At 72.1% G+C, this 16,761-nt stretch carries 16 protein-coding genes; 13 read left to right on the top strand and 3 right to left on the bottom strand.

Translation table 11 applies throughout. The features are described from left to right. Positions 1-10 precede the first annotated feature (10 nt). Positions 11-694, bottom strand: a complete 684-nt coding sequence (locus tag KMS84_RS17725; RefSeq protein WP_256917210.1) for a potassium channel family protein — start codon at positions 692-694, stop codon at positions 11-13. Positions 695-761: 67 nt separating this feature from the next. Between KMS84_RS17725 and KMS84_RS17720 the strand changes: the two genes are divergently transcribed. After that, on the top strand, positions 762-1,325 hold the full coding sequence (locus KMS84_RS17720) for an HIT family protein (protein WP_256917209.1): 564 nt from the start codon (positions 762-764) through the stop codon (positions 1,323-1,325). 66 nt (positions 1,326-1,391) lie between these two features. Here the strand turns inward: KMS84_RS17720 and KMS84_RS17715 are convergent, their stop codons facing one another. Next, positions 1,392-3,053 (bottom strand): AbeC-like domain-containing protein, encoded by a 1,662-nt coding sequence (locus KMS84_RS17715; RefSeq protein WP_256917208.1) that lies wholly within the window; start codon positions 3,051-3,053, stop codon positions 1,392-1,394. A 274-nt stretch (positions 3,054-3,327) separates the two neighbouring features. Then, complete coding sequence (locus tag KMS84_RS17710; RefSeq protein WP_256917207.1) at positions 3,328-5,514, bottom strand: elongation factor G-like protein EF-G2; 2,187 nt, start codon at positions 5,512-5,514, stop codon at positions 3,328-3,330. Between the two features lie 279 nt (positions 5,515-5,793). Here KMS84_RS17710 and pgsA point away from each other — a divergent pair, with 279 nt between their 5' ends. The 12 genes from pgsA to secD all read left to right on the top strand — a co-directional run bounded on the left by pgsA (position 5,794) and on the right by secD (position 16,760). Then, entirely contained in the window at positions 5,794-6,525 is a 732-nt protein-coding gene (pgsA, locus tag KMS84_RS17705) for a phosphatidylinositol phosphate synthase (RefSeq protein ID WP_256917206.1), read from the top strand. Further along, on the top strand, positions 6,522-7,439 hold the full coding sequence (locus KMS84_RS17700) for a phosphatidylinositol mannoside acyltransferase (protein ID WP_256917205.1): 918 nt from the start codon (positions 6,522-6,524) through the stop codon (positions 7,437-7,439). Before pgsA ends, KMS84_RS17700 begins: the two co-directional genes overlap by 4 nt. Then, the gene (locus KMS84_RS17695; protein WP_256917204.1) at positions 7,436-8,605 is read left to right on the top strand and encodes a glycosyltransferase family 4 protein; all 1,170 of its coding nucleotides are present in this window, start codon (positions 7,436-7,438) and stop codon (positions 8,603-8,605) included. Before KMS84_RS17700 ends, KMS84_RS17695 begins: the two co-directional genes overlap by 4 nt. Before the next feature lie 85 nt (positions 8,606-8,690). After that, positions 8,691-9,233, top strand: coding sequence for a LemA family protein (locus KMS84_RS17690; protein WP_256917203.1), 543 nt, complete (start codon positions 8,691-8,693; stop codon positions 9,231-9,233). A 125-nt stretch (positions 9,234-9,358) separates the two neighbouring features. Continuing rightward, entirely contained in the window at positions 9,359-10,270 is a 912-nt protein-coding gene (gene pdxS, locus KMS84_RS17685) for a pyridoxal 5'-phosphate synthase lyase subunit PdxS (protein WP_256917202.1), read from the top strand. A gap of 7 nt (positions 10,271-10,277) precedes the next feature. Next, a complete protein-coding gene (gene pdxT, locus KMS84_RS17680; protein WP_256917201.1) occupies positions 10,278-10,889 on the top strand; it encodes a pyridoxal 5'-phosphate synthase glutaminase subunit PdxT in 612 nt (203 codons plus the stop codon). 73 nt (positions 10,890-10,962) lie between these two features. Next, positions 10,963-11,715 (top strand): YebC/PmpR family DNA-binding transcriptional regulator, encoded by a 753-nt coding sequence (locus KMS84_RS17675; RefSeq protein WP_256917200.1) that lies wholly within the window; start codon positions 10,963-10,965, stop codon positions 11,713-11,715. Between the two features lie 166 nt (positions 11,716-11,881). Continuing rightward, a complete protein-coding gene (gene ruvC, locus KMS84_RS17670; RefSeq protein ID WP_256917199.1) occupies positions 11,882-12,430 on the top strand; it encodes a crossover junction endodeoxyribonuclease RuvC in 549 nt (182 codons plus the stop codon). Further along, the gene (gene ruvA / locus KMS84_RS17665) at positions 12,427-13,032 is read left to right on the top strand and encodes a Holliday junction branch migration protein RuvA (RefSeq protein WP_256917198.1); all 606 of its coding nucleotides are present in this window, start codon (positions 12,427-12,429) and stop codon (positions 13,030-13,032) included. Before ruvC ends, ruvA begins: the two co-directional genes overlap by 4 nt. A gap of 10 nt (positions 13,033-13,042) precedes the next feature. Next, entirely contained in the window at positions 13,043-14,137 is a 1,095-nt protein-coding gene (ruvB, locus tag KMS84_RS17660; protein ID WP_256917197.1) for a Holliday junction branch migration DNA helicase RuvB, read from the top strand. Between the two features lie 176 nt (positions 14,138-14,313). Continuing rightward, entirely contained in the window at positions 14,314-14,832 is a 519-nt protein-coding gene (gene yajC, locus KMS84_RS17655; RefSeq protein WP_256917196.1) for a preprotein translocase subunit YajC, read from the top strand. Positions 14,833-14,966: 134 nt separating this feature from the next. Continuing rightward, positions 14,967-16,760, top strand: coding sequence for a protein translocase subunit SecD (gene secD, locus KMS84_RS17650; protein ID WP_256917195.1), 1,794 nt, complete (start codon positions 14,967-14,969; stop codon positions 16,758-16,760). Position 16,761: the final 1 nt, after the last annotated feature.

Here is a 16,761-nt window from a genome sequence, read left to right as displayed (position 1 = left end):
CCGGGGGGAGTCACTTCCCCCGGGGCCCGTCGTCCTTCCCCGGGACGACGGCCCCGGTCTCGCCCTCCCGCGAGAACACCTGGATCAGCCACGACGAGAACGAGCCGGTGACCGCCCCCAGCAGCGCCAGCCCGCAGGCCATCAGCCCGACCGCGATCACCCGGCCTCCGGTCGTCACCGGCACGACGTCGCCGTACCCCACCGTGGTGAGCGTCGCCGCAGCCCACCACAGCGCGTCCCCGAACGTGTGCATGGTGGTGCCCGGGGCGTCGCGTTCCCGGTCGTAGACGGCGAGCGCGCTCGCGAAGCCGAGGAGCAGCGTCGTCAGCCCCGAGTACGTGATCACGCGCGCGTACAGCGCCAGCCGGGGCTCCCCGCGCCGGTGCTGCACGGCCTCGTACAGCCGGACCACGCGCAGCGGGCGCAGCAGGGGCAGCAGCACGACCACGGTGTCGAGCTTGTGCCTGCTGACGAAGCCCAGGCGCCGTCCGCTGAGCCGCCAGCGCACGACGTAGTCGAGGCCGAACAGGAACCACGCTGCGGCCAGCACCCCGGTGCAGACGTCCCGCCACCCGGTCGCCAGACCCTGGGCCAGGACCAGCACGGCGTACATGGCGAGGAACACCAGCGAGGCGACCGCCAGGGGGATCTCGGCGCGCTGCTCCCAGCGGATCTGAGGGCTGACTTCGTCCATCGGGCCAGCTTCGCCCGGCCGCCGTTCGTCCGAACCCCGGCGACACGCCGCGAACGGGCGACGCCATATGCTGACAGGCATGACGAGTGAGCCGGAGCAGCAGATCGGAGTGGGGACGCAGGACTCGTTCCAGCGCCTGTGGACCCCCCACCGGATGGCCTACATCCAGGGTGAGAACAAGCCGACCGGCCCGGGTGCCGGCGACGGTTGCCCGTTCTGCTCGATCCCGGCCAAGTCGGACGAGGACGGTCTGGTCGTCCGGCGCGGCGAGCACGTGTACGCGGTGCTGAACCTGTACCCGTACAACGGCGGCCACCTGATGACCGTGCCCTACCGGCACGTGGCCGACTACACCGATCTGACCGTCCCGGAGACCGCCGAGCTCGCGGAGCTGACCAAGCAGGCGATGACGGCCCTGCGCACCGCGTCCGGCGCGCACGGATTCAACATCGGCATGAACCAGGGCGGCGTGGCGGGGGCGGGCATCGCCGCCCACCTGCACCAGCACATCGTGCCCCGCTGGGGTGGCGACACCAACTTCATGCCGGTCGTGGGACACACGCGCGTGCTGCCCCAACTCCTCGCGGACACCAGGAAGATGCTGGCCGACGCCTGGCCGGTCACGCGCTGACCCCGCCGCCCGTCCAGAGGGCGGGGGCCGGCTCCACCGGCCCCCGCGGACGGCACGGCAGCCGGCTCACGCGTCGTAGGTGTCCGCCTTGCGCGGCGACACGTCCTGGACCGCGCCGCTCAGGACCGACGAGCGCGAGCTGAACTTGTCGATGTCCACGTCGTGCTCCCGGAGCACCTTGAGCGCCGCCGCGTGCACCACGCGCAGCACCGGGGTGGCCGCGCGCAGCGCGTCGTCGGCCATGAAGCGGTGACGCCAGGGCTGGTCGGCCCAGGCGTGCCGCAGGCCGAACGGCTCGGGCAGGCCGATGCCGCCGCCGAGCCACTTCAGCAGCGGCGGATACCAGCTGATCGTGGCGCGCGCGGCCAGCCGGACCACCTCGTCGGCGGTGACCAGCGGAAGCTTCACCGTGCGCGTCTCCCAGAAGCGGACGCTCTTGGCGACCTCCTTGACGGGGGCCTCGGGCTTGGTGGTGAACAGACCGTTGACCGGCCCCAGCGCGTGCCCGGTCACCTCGATGCGCAGCGTCTCGTGCAGCACCGTCACCGTGATCAGCATGGTGAGGATCAACTGGCCGTCCCACAGCGGCCACTGGACGCCCAGGTAGTGCCGGTCGCCGCCGCCGAACTGCTGGTTGTTGCAGATGTCCTCTATGGCCCTCGGCTTGACCTGGTAGGCCTCGACGTCGGTCCCCTCCGGCCGGGCGACCGCCTTGGCGTTCTCGCCGACCGGGGTCACGATCCAGTGCCGGACCGAGGGCGGCGGGAAGCCGCCGGTCTTCAGGCTCTGCCGGTTGAGCACACTGAGCTGGTCGTGGATGGCCCGTACGACCGTCCAGCTGCGGAACTCGTGCACGCCCTTGTTCGGGTCGGTCGGCACCAGTTCCTCGGCGAGGTGCCACGCGCCCCAGCGGGTGCCCATGCCGAGTATCCCCTTGGGACCGGCGTAGAAGACCGAGTTGGACTGCTGCTCGGCGCTGAGCCGGGCCAGCGACTGGCGCAGCTGCTCGGCCGCCGTCTGGTTCGGGCTGGTCGGCACCGCCTCGGGGACCTTCGCGCCGACGCTGCCGCCCGACAGCAGGCTGTCCCAGCGCTCGCGCAGGTCCACCGCGGTCTTCTCGCAGATCCGCTTGGCCAGGAACCAGCCGGCCACCGGCGCCACGACGCAACCGCGCGCGTACCAGCCGACGACACCGCCGAACGGCATCTTGACCAGGAAGAGGACCGCGAGCGCGCCCACGGCCACGAGCAGTCCCGTGCCCACGCCGGAGATCCGCTTGTCGTCCAGCCTGCCCATGGTCGCCCGGAGCTGGAAGACCAGCAGCCACACCAGCAGCCCGGGCAGGAACAGCACACCGCACAGCAGCATGACGGCGGTGAGCTTCTTGTCGCGTTCCCGGCGGATGCGGGTGGCCGCCAGACAGTGCTCGACGACCGCCTGCGGCTCGCTGCCGAAGGACTGGATGAGCGGTTTGCGGCCGACGCCGAGCATGCGGTCGATCACCGCCTGCGAGAACGCCTCGCCGAGGTTGGGCCGGAAGATCTTGGCCCACTTGCGGCCCGGGGCGACCGCCGTCTGGTGCCACTCGTTGTCGGCCTTCTTGATGTCCTCGACCGGGCTGTCCCGGTAGGCGGCCGAGGCCAGACCGAGCGTCGGCGTCTGCCCGCCGTCGCCCATCTGCGGCACCTGTGGTCCGAAGATGTCCGCGTAACCGCTGCCAACGGTCATTCCCGCCCCCGATCGCCGCTGCTCTCGCCCCAGGAGGTGTCCGGCACGCACCGGACGCCGCTCCTTCTCCCGCGCTCATGTGTCGGACATCCCCCACTGCGGCCTTCCCGACTTCCGTGCTCCGCACACCTGTTGATCAGGTCATCAGCGTATCCGCAGGCGCCGACATCCGTCGGCGGACGGCCGAAGCCGCCCGCCGCATCGGAGGCAACCGTTCCCTCGCGGCGCCGCACCGGCCACTCGCGGGCGGCTCCGCCTCGAACGCCGGTCCGGTCTAGGCCTGTTGACGCACCCTCTCGGCGACCTGCTGGGGCATCGGCTCGTGCCGGGCGTACGCGCGGTGGAAGCGCGCCGTGCCGTGCGAGAGCGACCGCAGGTCGACCGCGTACCGGCCGATCTCGATCTCGGGCACCTCGGCCCGCACCACGGTGCGGCTGCCGCTGGTCTGCTCGGTGCCCAGCACACGGCCGCGCCGCCCCGACAGATCGCTCATCACGGCGCCCACGTAGTCGTCGCCGACCAGCACGGACACCTCGGCCACCGGCTCCAGCAGATGGATCCTCGCGTCCGCCGCGGCCTCCCGCAGCGCCAGCGCGCCCGCCGTCTGGAACGCGGCGTCGGAGGAGTCCACCGAGTGCGCCTTGCCGTCCAGCAGCGTGATCCGGACGTCGACCAGGGGGTGGCCGGCCACCACGCCCTTGGCCGCCTGCGCCCGGACGCCCTTCTCGACGGAGGGGATGAACTGGCGCGGCACCGCGCCGCCCACCACCTTGTCCACGAACTCGATGCCCGAGCCGCCCGGCAGCGGCTCCACCTCGATCTCGCAGACGGCGTACTGCCCGTGCCCGCCGGACTGCTTGACGTGCCGCCCGCGCCCCGCGGACCGCGCCGCGAACGTCTCCCGCAGGGAGACCTTGTGCGGGACGACGTCGACCTGGACGCCGTACCGGGAGCGCAGCCGCTCCAGGGCGACGTCGGCGTGGGCCTCGCCCAGGCACCACAGGACCACCTGGCGGGTGTGCTGGTTGTGTTCCAGGCGCATCGTCGGATCCTCGGCGACCAGCCGGGCGAGGCCCTGCGAGAGCTTGTCCTCGTCGGCCTTGCTGTGCGCCTCGATGGCCAGCGGGAGCAACGGGTCCGGCATCTGCCAGGGCTCCATGAGCAGCGGGTCGTCCTTGGCGGAGAGGGTGTCGCCCGTCTCGGCGCGGCCGAGTTTCGCCACGCACGCGAGATCGCCCGCGATGCAGTGCGTCAGGGTCCGCTGCTGCTTGCCGAACGGCGCGGACAGGGCGCCCACGCGTTCGTCGACGTCATGGTCCTCGTGGCCGCGGTCGGCGAGGCCGTGCCCCGAGACGTGGACGGTCGCGTCGGGATGCAGCGTGCCGGAGAAGACGCGCACCAGCGACACCCGGCCGACGTAGGGGTCGGAGGAGGTCTTCACGACCTCCGCCACCAGCGGCCCGCCCGGATCGCAGGGCTTCAGCTCGCGCGGCTCGCCGGCCACGGTCGTCACGCGGGGCGCCTCGCGCTCCAGGGGCGTCGGGAAGCCCCTGGTCACCAGTTCCAGCAGCTCGACCGTGCCGAGGCCCTGCCGGGCGCCCTCGCCGGCGGGGGCGGCGGCCAGGACGGGGAAGAACGTGCCGCGCGCGACGGCCCGCTCCAGGTCGTCGACGAGCGTGCCGACGTCGATCTGCTCGCCGCCGAGATAGCGGTCCATGAGGGTCTCGTCCTCGCTCTCGGCGATGATCCCCTCGATCAGCCGGTTGCGGGCCTGCTCGATGTCCGGCAGCTGGTCCTCGCCGGGTTCCGACTCCTTGCGCTCGCCGGTGGAGTAGTCGAAGAGCTTGCGCGACAGCAGCCCGGTCAGCCCCGTCACGGGCGCGTGCCCGTCGGGTCCTGCGGGGCCGCGCAGCGGCAGGTACAGCGGCAGCACGGCATCCGGGTCGTCGCCGCCGAAGGCCTGCGCGCAGATCCGGGTCATCTCCTCGAAGTCCGCGCGCGCGGCCTCCAGATGTGTGACGACGATCGCGCGGGGCAAGCCGACGGCCGCGCACTCGTCCCAGACCATGCGGGTCGAGCCGTCCACGCCGTCCGCCGCCGAGACGACGAACAGGGCCGCGTCCGCGGCGCGCAGACCGGCCCTGAGCTCGCCGACGAAGTCGGCGTATCCGGGGGTGTCGAGAAGGTTGATCTTGATGCCGTCCCATTCGACCGGCACCAGGGAGAGCTGCACCGAGCGCTGCTGACGGTGCTCGATCTCGTCGTAGTCGGAGACGGTGCCGCCGTCCTCCACGCGGCCCGCCCGGTTCACCGCTCCCGTGGTGAGCGCGAGAGCCTCCACCAAGGTCGTCTTGCCCGATCCGCAGTGGCCGACCAGCACCACATTCCGTACGGACGCGGGGTGGTCGGCCGCTGTAGCCCTGCCGGCGGCTCCGGGGTGTGCGTTCGCCTTGTCGCCCATTTCCTTGCCTCCCGTGCACGGTGAGGTCACTGGGGGCGCGGGCACGACGGCCCCGCGTGCGATGGCGGCTCCGGCGACGCCCGCGGTCCTTCGAGCTTTCCACTCCCGTCACCGCGCGTCCATACGACGGACGCGACCCGCCGGTGACCGGGGCGGGGCCGACACGACGGGACACGGGGGGCCGGGTGCCCGACCGTCGCACACACGCGCGCGTGGCTACGATGGGCCAGCCGGTGGCCATCAAGGGCCGCGCGGCCACACCGAACCCTCGGGAAGGCCATGCTGAACAAGTACGCGCGTGCATTCTTCACGCGTGTCCTCACACCGTTCGCCGCGTTTCTCATCCGCAGGGGCGTGAGCCCCGACACGGTCACGCTCCTCGGCACCGCCGGCGTGATCGCGGGCGCGCTGGTCTTCTACCCCAGGGGAGAGTTCTTCTGGGGCACGATCGTGATCACGCTCTTCGTGTTCTCCGACCTCGTCGACGGCAACATGGCCCGCCAGCTGGGCCGCAGCAGCCGCTGGGGCGCCTTCCTGGACTCCACTCTCGACCGGGTCGCCGACGGCGCGATCTTCGGCGGCTTCGCCCTCTGGTACGCGGGCAACGGCGACGACAACGTCCTGTGCGCCGTCTCGATCTTCTGCCTGGCCAGCGGACAGGTGGTGTCGTACACCAAGGCGCGCGGCGAGTCCATCGGCCTGCCGGTCGCCGTGAACGGCCTCGTGGAGCGTGCCGAGCGCCTGGTCATCTCCCTGGTCGCCGCCGGCCTGGCCGGCCTGCACGGCTTCGGTGTGCCGGGCATCCAGGTGCTGCTGCCGATCGCCCTGTGGATCGTCGCCGTCGGCAGCATGGTCACCCTCATCCAGCGCGTCGTCACGGTCCGCCGGGAGTCCGCAGAGGCCGAGGCGGCCGCGCAGGCCGAGGCGGAGGCGGAGGCGGCCGCGGTCGGCGAGCGCGGGGCCCGGGAGACCGGGGGCCACGGGGCCCGGGGGAGCGAGGCCGCGAAGTGAGCGCCCAGGAGCGCCTGGCCGACGCGCTGTACGGCCTCGGCTGGAGCACCGTCAAGAAGCTTCCCGAGCCGGTCGCCGTACGGCTCGGCCGCACTGTCGCCGACCTCGCGTGGAAGCGGCGCGGCAAGGGCGTGCGGCGGCTGGAGGCCAACTACGCGCGCGTGGTGCCGGACGCGAGCCCCGAGCGCCTGGCCGAGCTCTCGCGCGCCGGGATGCGCTCCTACCTGCGGTACTGGATGGAGTCCTTCCGGCTGCCGGCCTGGAGCGCCGCGCGCGTGCGCGCCGGCTTCGCCCCCAAGGGCCTGCACCATCTGACGGACGGCATCGCCTCCGGCCGCGGCGTCGTCCTCGCCCTGCCGCACATGGCGAACTGGGACCTGGCCGGGGCCTGGGTCACCACCGAGCTGAAGACGCCGTTCACCACGGTCGCCGAGCGCCTGAAGCCGGAGACCCTGTACGACCGGTTCGTGGCCTACCGGGAGGGCCTCGGCATGGAGGTGCTGCCGCACACCGGCGGCTCCGCGTTCGGCACCCTGGCCCGGCGGCTGCGGGAAGGCGGCCTGGTCTGCCTCGTCGCCGAACGGGACCTGTCGGCCTCCGGCGTCGAGGTCGACTTCTTCGGGGACCGGACGCGGATGCCCGCAGGCCCGGCCCTGCTCGCCCAGCAGACCGGCGCGCTCCTGCTCCCCGTCACCCTCTGGTACGACGACTCGCCCGTGATGCAGGGTCGCGTGCACCCCCCGATCGAGACGCCCGGGTCGGGCACCCGGGCCGAGAAGACGTCCGTGATGACACAGGCGCTGGCGGACGCCTTCGCCACCGGAATCGCCGACCATCCGGAGGACTGGCACATGCTCCAGCGCTTGTGGCTGGCGGACCTGGAACCCCGCCCGTCGGACGGGGACCCGGCGTGAGAATCGGCATCGTCTGCCCCTACTCGTGGGACGTGCCCGGCGGCGTCCAGTTCCACATCCGCGACCTCGCCGAGTACTTCATCCGGCTCGGCCACGAGGTGTCCGTCCTGGCCCCCGCCGACGACGACACCCCGCTGCCCCCGTACGTCGTCTCGGCCGGCCGCGCCGTGCCGGTGCCCTACAACGGCTCGGTCGCGCGCCTCAACTTCGGCTTCCTGTCCGCCGCGCGCGTGCGGCGCTGGCTGCACGACGGCGCGTTCGACGTCGTCCACATCCACGAGCCGACCTCGCCGTCCCTGGGTCTGCTCACCTGCTGGGCGGCGTCCGGGCCGATAGTGGCCACCTTCCACACGTCCAACCCGCGCTCGCGCGCCATGATCGCCGCCTACTCGATCCTCCAGGCCGCCCTGGAGAAGATCAGCGCGCGGATCGCCGTCAGCGAGTACGCCCGGCGCACGCTGGTGGAGCACCTCGGCGGGGACGCCGTCGTCATCCCCAACGGCGTCGACGTCGACTTCTTCGCCAGGGCCGAACCCAACCCCGCCTGGCAGGGGGAGACCCTCGGCTTCGTCGGCCGCATCGACGAGCCCCGCAAGGGCCTGCCGGTGCTGATGAAGGCGCTGCCGCGGATCTTCGCCGAGCGGCCGCACGCCCGGCTGCTGGTCGCCGGCCGGGGCGACGAGAAGGAGGCGGTGGAGAACCTGCCGAAGGAGCTGCACGCGCGCGTGGAGTTCCTCGGCATGGTCAGCGACGAGGACAAGGCGCGCTTCCTGCGCAGCGTCGACCTCTACGTCGCCCCCAACACCGGCGGCGAGAGCTTCGGCATCATCCTCGTCGAGGCCATGTCGGCCGGCGCCCCGGTGCTCGCCTCCGACCTCGACGCCTTCGCCCAGGTGCTCGACCAGGGCGCGGCGGGCGAGCTGTTCGCCAACGAGGACGCCGACGCGCTGGCCGAGGCGGCGGTGCGCCTCCTGGGCGACCCCGCGCGCAGGGCCGAACTGCGCGAGCGCGGCAGCGCCCACGTACGGCGCTTCGACTGGTCGACCGTCGGCGCCGACATCCTCTCGGTGTACGAGACGGTCACGGGCGGCGCGGCGGCGGTCGCCGCGGAGGACGACCGCGGGCCGACGGGCCTGCGCTCCCGCCTCGGCCTGGCCCGGGACTGACGGACCGGCGTCCCGCGGCTCACGCGCGTGCGGCCCTCGCCCGGAGGGCTCACGCGCGTGAGGCGCACGGGTAGCCTTGCCGCCCGTGAGCGCAACCCTGATCTGGATCCTGGCCGTCCTCCTCGCGATCGGCCTCTATCTGAGCTGGACCGCGGGACGCCTGGACCGCCTGCACACCCGCATCGACGCCGCCCGCGCGGCGCTGGACGCGCAACTGCTGCGCCGCGCCTCGGTGGCCCAGGAGCTGGCCACGTCCAAGGTCCTCGACCCCGCGGCCTCGATCGTCCTGTACGAGGCCGCGCACGCCGCCCGGCAGGCCGAGGAGGAGCAGCGGGAGGTCGCCGAGAGCGAGCTCAGCCAGGCCCTGCGCGCCGTCTTCGCGGACGCCCAGCAGCTGGAGGGCGTCCGCGTGGCGCCCGGCGGAGAGGCGGCGGCCCGCGAGCTGACGGAGGCCGTCCGCAGGGTCCCCATGGCCCGCCGCTTCCACAACGACGCCGTGGGCGCGGCCCGCAGACTGCGCGAGCACCGCAAGGTCCGCTGGTTCCGGCTCGCCGGCCACGCCCCCTTCCCGCTCGCCTTCGAGATGGACGACGAAGCGCCGGCCGCCCTGCTGGACCGGGCGACCTGAGCGACCGGACCGGGCGACCTGGCGAAAAGGATCCACCGGCTGTTCATTGGCCCTTGCTGTGGCCTGGTCCGTTCGCGTTTCCTCGGTGCTGCACAAATCCTCTTTTAAACGAGCGAGGTCCCCCCGTGTCCAGCACGATCTCCGAAAACCAGACCCCCGAGACCGGCACCGCGCGCGTGAAGCGCGGCATGGCCGAGCAGCTCAAGGGCGGCGTGATCATGGACGTCGTCACGCCGGAGCAGGCGAAGATCGCCGAGGACGCGGGCGCCGTGGCCGTCATGGCCCTCGAGCGGGTCCCGGCCGACATCCGCAAGGACGGCGGCGTGGCCCGGATGTCCGACCCGGACATGATCGAGGGCATCATCGAGGCCGTCTCCATCCCGGTCATGGCGAAGTCCCGCATCGGCCACTTCGTCGAGGCCCAGGTCCTCCAGTCGCTCGGCGTGGACTACATCGACGAGTCCGAGGTCCTCACCCCGGCCGACGAGGTCAACCACAGCGACAAGTTCGCCTTCACGACCCCGTTCGTCTGCGGCGCCACCAACCTGGGCGAGGCCCTGCGCCGCATCGCCGAGGGCGCCGCGATGATCCGCTCCAAGGGCGAGGCCGGCACCGGCAACGTCGTCGAGGCCGTCCGCCACCTGCGTCAGATCAAGAACGAGATCGCCCGGCTGCGGGGCTTCGACAACAACGAGCTGTACGCCGCCGCCAAGGACCTGCGCGCCCCCTACGAGCTCGTCAAGGAGGTCGCCGCGCTCGGCAAGCTCCCCGTCGTGCTGTTCTCGGCCGGCGGCGTGGCCACCCCGGCCGACGCCGCGCTGATGCGCCAGCTCGGCGCCGAGGGCGTGTTCGTCGGCTCCGGCATCTTCAAGTCGGGCGACCCGGCCAAGCGCGCCGCCGCCATCGTGAAGGCCACCACCTTCTACGACGACCCGAAGATCATCGCGGACGCGTCCCGCAACCTCGGCGAGGCCATGGTCGGCATCAACTGCGACACCCTCCCCGAGGCCGAGCGCTACGCCAACCGCGGCTGGTAACGAGCCCATGAGCAACGAAGCCCCCGTCGTGGGCGTCCTGGCCCTCCAGGGCGACGTCAGGGAGCACCTCGTCGCCCTGGCCGCGGCCGACGCCGTGGCCAGGCCGGTGCGGCGCCCCGAGGAACTGGCCGAGGTCGACGGCCTCGTCCTGCCCGGCGGCGAGTCCACGACCATCTCCAAACTGGCCGTCCTCTTCGAGGTGATGGAGCCCCTGCGCGCGCGCGTGCGCGACGGGATGCCCGTCTACGGCACCTGCGCGGGCCTGATCCTGCTCGCCGACAAGATCCTCGACCCGCGCTCGGGCCAGGAGACCGTCGGCGGCATCGACATGATCGTGCGGCGCAACGCCTTCGGACGGCAGAACGAGTCCTTCGAGGCGGCCGTGGACGTCAAGGGCGTCGACGGGGCGCCCGTCGAGGGCGTGTTCATCCGCGCCCCCTGGGTGGAATCCGTCGGCGCGGCCGCCGAGGTGCTCGCCGAGCACGACGGTCACATCGTCGCGGTCCGTCAGGGCAACGCGCTCGCCACGTCGTTCCACCCGGAGCTGACCGGCGACCACCGCGTGCACTCCCTGTTCGTCGACATGGTGCGCGCGAACCGGGCGGCCGAGTCCTTGTAGGATTCGGGGGTCCCTCAGGCTCTCGACGCCAGGGGGGTTCGGACGAGACGGGTTACGCGAAGGAGACAGGCAGATGTCCGGCCACTCTAAATGGGCTACGACGAAGCACAAGAAGGCCGTGATCGACGCCAAGCGCGGCAAGCTCTTCGCGAAGCTGATCAAGAACATCGAGGTCGCGGCGCGCATGGGCGGCGTGGACCTGGACGGCAACCCCACGCTGTACGACGCCGTGCAGAAGGCCAAGAAGTCGTCGGTTCCGAACAAGAACATCGACTCGGCGATCAAGCGCGGCGGCGGTCTCGAAGCCGGTGGCGCCGACTACGAGACGATCATGTACGAGGGTTACGGCCCGAACGGCGTGGCCGTGCTCATCGAGTGCCTCACGGACAACCGCAACCGCGCCGCCTCCGACGTGCGCGTCGCCATGACCCGCAACGGCGGCTCCATGGCCGACCCGGGCTCCGTGTCGTACCTCTTCAACCGCAAGGGCGTCGTGATCGTCCCCAAGGGCGAGCTGGGCGAGGACGACGTCCTGGGCGCGGTGCTCGACGCGGGCGCCGAGGAGGTCAACGACCTCGGCGAGTCCTTCGAGGTGCTCAGCGAGGCCACCGACCTGGTCGCGGTCCGCACCGCCCTCCAGGAGGCCGGCATCGACTACGACTCCGCCGACGCCAACTTCGTCCCGACCATGCAGGTCGAGCTGGACGAGGACGGCGCGCGGAAGATCTTCAAGCTGATCGACGCGCTGGAGGACAGCGACGACGTGCAGAACGTCTTCGCCAACTTCGACGTCAGCGACGAGGTCATGGAGAAGGTCGACGCCTGAGGTCCGCCGACCGAGCGGATCCGTCGGGCCGGTGGGACACGTCCCACCGGCCCGACGGCGTTGTCGGTGCCGGCGGATAGCCTGACGACGTCAGAGACCGGCCGGACGATCCCGGAGCCCGACGTCCGTCGGGCGACGGCCGGTCGGCGGTGAAGGGGAGGGGTGCGTGCGGGTACTGGGTGTGGACCCCGGACTGACCCGGTGCGGTGTCGGGGTCGTCGAGGGCGTCGCGGGCCGGCCGCTCACCATGATCGGCGTGGGCGTCGTCCGCACGCCCGCGGACGCCGAGTTGGGGCAGCGGCTGGTCGCCGTGGAGCAGGGCATCGAGCGCTGGCTCGACGAGCACCGCCCCGAATACGTCGCCGTGGAGCGGGTGTTCAGCCAGCACAACGTGCGCACCGTCATGGGCACCGCCCAGGCCAGCGCCGTCGCGATGCTGTGCGCCGCCCGCCGCGGCATCCCCGTAGCCCTGCACACCCCCAGCGAGGTCAAGGCCGCCGTCACCGGCAGCGGCCGCGCCGACAAGGCCCAGGTCGGCGCGATGGTCACGCGCCTGCTCCGGCTGGACGCGCCCCCCAAGCCGGCCGACGCCGCCGACGCCCTCGCGCTCGCCATCTGCCACATCTGGCGCGCCCCCGCGCAGAACCGGCTCCAGCAGGCAGTCGCCCTGCACGCGGCCCGGTCCCCGATCACCTCGAAAGGCCGTACGGCATGATCGCCTTCGTCAGCGGCACGGTCGCCGCGCTCGCCCCCGACTCCGCGGTCGTCGAGGTGGGCGGAGTGGGCATGGCCGTGCAGTGCACCCCGAACACGCTGTCCACGCTGCGGCTCGGCCGGCCGGCCAAGCTCGCCACCTCCCTCGTCGTGCGGGAGGACTCGCTGACCCTGTACGGCTTCGTGGACGACGACGAGCGCCAGGTCTTCGAGCTGTTGCAGACCGCGAGCGGCGTCGGCCCCCGGCTGGCGCAGGCCATGCTGGCCGTGCACGCCCCCGACGCGCTGCGCCGGGCCGTGGCCACGGGCGACGAGAAGGCGCTGATCGCGGTCCCGGGCATCGGCAAGAAGGGCGCCCAGAAACTGCTGCTCGAACTCAAGGACAGGCTCGGCGAGCCGGTCGGCGCGCCCGTGGTCGGCGCCCCGGTCACCAGCGGCTGGCGCGACCAGCTGCACGCCGCCCTGATCGGCCTCGGCTACGCGACCCGCGAGGCCGACGAGGCGGTCGTCGCCGTGACCCCGCAGGCCGAGGCCGCCGACGGCGCGCCCCAGGTGGGCCGGCTGCTGAAGGCCGCCCTGCAAACCCTGAACCGCGCCCGCTAGGAGAACGTCAGTGAACTGGGACGACACGAGCGACGAGACCGCCCCTGAGCGGCTCGCCGGCCCCGCCGCGGACCGACTGGTGGGCTCTGTCGCCGACGGGGAGGACCAGGCGGTCGAGGCCGCCCTGCGCCCCAAGGACCTGGGCGAGTTCATCGGTCAGGAGAAGGTCCGCGAACAGCTCGACCTCGTCCTGCGGGCCGCACGCGCGCGCGGCGCGACCGCCGACCACGTGCTGCTCTCGGGCGCGCCCGGCCTGGGCAAGACCACCCTTTCGATGATCATCGCCGCCGAGATGGGCGCCCCGATCCGCATCACCAGCGGCCCCGCCATCCAGCACGCGGGCGACCTCGCGGCGATCCTGTCCTCCTTGCAGGAGGGCGAGGTCCTCTTCCTCGACGAGATCCACCGCATGTCCCGGCCGGCCGAGGAGATGCTGTACATGGCGATGGAGGACTTCCGCGTCGACGTCATCGTCGGCAAGGGCCCCGGCGCCACCGCGATCCCTCTCGAACTGCCCCCCTTCACGCTGGTCGGCGCCACCACGCGCGCGGGCCTGCTGCCGCCCCCGCTGCGCGACCGCTTCGGCTTCACCGCCCACATGGAGTTCTACGAGCCCGGCGAACTGCAACGCGTGATCCACCGCTCGGCCGACCTGCTCGCCGTGGAGATCGACCCGGCCGGCGCCGCCGAGATCGCCGGCCGCTCCCGCGGCACCCCGCGGATCGCCAACCGGCTGCTGCGCCGGGTGCGCGACTACGCGCAGGTCAAGGCCGACGGCAACGTCACCCGCGAGATCGCGGCGGCGGCCCTGAAGGTCTACGAGGTGGACGAGCGCGGCCTCGACCGCCTGGACCGCGCGGTCCTGGAGGCCCTGCTGAAGCTGTTCGCCGGCGGTCCGGTGGGCCTGTCCACCCTCGCCGTCGCGGTGGGGGAGGAGCGCGAGACCGTCGAGGAGGTCGCCGAACCGTTCCTGGTCAGGGAGGGGCTGCTCGCCCGCACCCCCAGGGGCAGGGTCGCCACCCCGGCCGCGTGGACGCATCTCGGCCTCACGCCGTCGCGCCCCCAGGCCCTGGGCGGCGGACAACCCGACCTGTTCGGGGCCTGACGGCAGGGGGCGCGGCCGGGGCGTTCGCCGGGCGAGGAACCCAGGTGCCATGCTGAGCGTTGTTCCCTGCGCGCGGACTCGCTTAGACTCCGCCGATGCTGCCGTTGTCGACAGCACACAACCCCCATCCATCAGGCCGCTCAAGCGTCGCGGTCGTTTGAAGGAAGTTCCGACCCGTGAGTCCTGTGACCCTCCTCCCGTTCATCGTGCTCATCGGGGCCATGTTCCTGATGACCCGGTCGGCCAAGAAGAAGCAGCAGCAAGCGGCCGCCATGCGCAACGACCTGCAGCCCGGCAGTGGTGTCCGCACCATCGGGGGCATGTACGCGACGGTCAAGGAGGTCAATGACGACACCATCCTCCTCGATGCGGGGCCGGGCGTGGAGCTGCTCTTCGCGAAGAACGCGATCGGCGCCGTCCTGACCGACGACGAGTACAACCGCATCGTCCACGGCGTCGAGCACGACCTGAAGTCCGACACCGACATCGTCCCCGACGACGCCTCCTCCCTCACCGAGTCCGCCGACACCGACGACTCCGCCGACGAAGCTGCCGCCGCCTCCGACGAGAAGGTTGTCGACCTCGGCAAGAAGGACGGACCCGACGAGGTCCGGGAGAAGGCCGCCGAAGCCGACCAGGCCGATGCGGGCGAACAGCCGAAGAAGACCGACGGCGACTCCGACGCGCAGAAGTAGCCACGTCCCCGGCGCACACGGGTCACTCCCGTTCGCGCCGGGGCGCGCGCATCTCGCCAGGGGATCCCGACACCATGTCATGGCCGCCGCCGCGCTGACCCGGCGCCAGGCGGCCCGAGAGGGAGTACGAGAAGGTGGCAGCACCTAAGAAGGGCCGGAGCGCGAGTGCCCAGAGCAAACCATGGCGCTCGCTGGCCCTGATCCTGATCGCCATCGTGGGGCTCACCGGAGGCATGTTCGCCTCCGGTCACACCACTCCGCGTCTCGGCATCGACCTTGCCGGCGGTACCAGCATCACGCTGGAGGCGAAGGCCGACCAGGGATCCGCGATCAACAAGGCCAACATGGACACCGCGGTCGACATCATGAACCGCCGTGTCAACGGGCTGGGCGTCTCCGAGGCGGAGGTGCAGACCCAGGGCGAACGCAACATCATCGTCAACATCCCCAAGGGCACCAACTCCGAGGAAGCGCAACAGCAGGTGGGCACCACCGCCAAGCTGTACTTCCGTCCGGTCCTGGCCCAGGAGGCCACGGGTCCCGCCGCCGCCACCCCCTCGCCGAGCGCGTCCGCGAGCGGCGGTTCGAGCGCCTCTCCGAGCTCGTCCGCGAGCCCCTCGGCGAGCGCCTCCGGCACCGGTGAGAAGGCGACCTCCTCGACGTCCCCGTCGGCCTCGGCCACCTCTCAGGGCCGTGCCGTCACCGACGGCCTGAAGGCCGACGGCACCCCCTCGGCCTCCGCGAGCGCCAAGGCCGGCTCCTCCCCGAGCCCGTCCGCCAAGCCGTCCGGCGGCGCCTCCACCGGCGCCGACGCCGCGCTCCAGGCCAAGTTCGCGGCCCTGGACTGCACCGACAAGGCCGCGCGCACCAAGGCCGGCGAGGGCGTCAAGCCCGGCGTGCCGACCGTGGCCTGCGGCGAGGTCGACAAGGTCTGGTACAAGTACCTCCTCGGCCCGGCGGCCGTCGACGGCACCGACGTCAAGAAGGCCCAGGCCGTCTTCGACACCCAGGGTGCGGCCGGCTGGCAGGTCAACATGAACTTCACCGGCAACGGCTCCAAGAAGTTCGCCGCCGTCACGGGTCAGCTCGCGCAGAACCAGCAGCCGCAGAACGAGTTCGCCATCGTGCTCGACGGCGACGTCGTCTCCAGCCCCTACGTGCGCAGCGCGATCACCGGCGGCCAGGCCCAGATCTCCGGCAGCTTCCAGCAGGATGAGGCCCAGAGCCTCGCCAACATGCTGTCGTACGGCGCGCTCCCGCTGTCCTTCAAGACGCAGAGCGTCACCACCGTGACCGCGGCCCTCGGCGGGGACCAGCTGCACGCCGGTCTGCTCGCGGGCGCCATCGGCCTCGCCCTGGTCGTCCTGTACCTGGTGGCCTACTACCGCGGTCTGTCGCTCATCGCGATGGCCTCGCTGCTCGTCTCCGCCGCCCTCACCTACGTGCTCATGGCGCTGCTCGGCCCGGCCATCGGCTTCGCGCTGAACCTGCCGGCGGTCTGCGGCGCCATCGTCGCCATCGGCATCACGGCGGACTCCTTCATCGTGTACTTCGAACGGGTCCGGGACGAGATCCGCGAGGGCCGCACCCTGCGCCCGGCCGTCGAGCGCGCCTGGCCGCGCGCCCGGCGCACCATCCTGGTCTCCGACTTCGTGTCGTTCCTCGCCGCCGCCGTGCTGTTCGTCGTCACCGTCGGCAAGGTCCAGGGCTTCGCGTTCACCCTGGGCCTGACCACCGTCCTCGACGTGGTCGTGGTCTTCTTCTTCACCAAGCCGCTGATGACGCTCATCGCCCGGCGGAAGTTCTTCGCCAGCGGCCACAAGTGGTCCGGCCTCGACCCGAAGGGGCTGGGCGCCAAACCGCCGATCCGCCGCACCCGCCGTCCCTCCGGTCCCGGCGCCGGCCCCGTCGAGACGAAGGAGGCCTGAG

Origin of the sequence: Streptomyces hilarionis, from assembly GCF_024539675.1 — a bacterium.
In the GTDB taxonomy this organism is placed as follows: Bacteria; Actinomycetota; Actinomycetes; order Streptomycetales; family Streptomycetaceae; genus Streptomyces; species Streptomyces hilarionis.
Note: the sequence above shows the minus strand (reverse complement) of the source record. Positions and strands in the feature narration are given on the sequence as shown.

Bases quoted from the DNA above. Each gene is read 5' to 3' on its own strand.
- pdxT (WP_256917201.1), top strand. From the start codon at position 10,278: ATGAGCAACGAAGCCCCCGTCGTGGGCGTCCTGGCCCTCCAGGGCGAC.
- KMS84_RS17675 (WP_256917200.1), top strand. From the start codon at position 10,963: ATGTCCGGCCACTCTAAATGGGCTACGACGAAGCACAAGAAGGCCGTG.
- KMS84_RS17720 (WP_256917209.1), top strand. From the start codon at position 762: ATGCTGACAGGCATGACGAGTGAGCCGGAGCAGCAGATCGGAGTGGGG.
- ruvA (WP_256917198.1), top strand. From the start codon at position 12,427: ATGATCGCCTTCGTCAGCGGCACGGTCGCCGCGCTCGCCCCCGACTCC.
- KMS84_RS17725 (WP_256917210.1), bottom strand. From the start codon at position 694: ATGGACGAAGTCAGCCCTCAGATCCGCTGGGAGCAGCGCGCCGAGATC.
- KMS84_RS17715 (WP_256917208.1), bottom strand. From the start codon at position 3,053: ATGACCGTTGGCAGCGGTTACGCGGACATCTTCGGACCACAGGTGCCG.
- KMS84_RS17710 (WP_256917207.1), bottom strand. From the start codon at position 5,514: ATGGGCGACAAGGCGAACGCACACCCCGGAGCCGCCGGCAGGGCTACA.
- pgsA (WP_256917206.1), top strand. From the start codon at position 5,794: ATGCTGAACAAGTACGCGCGTGCATTCTTCACGCGTGTCCTCACACCG.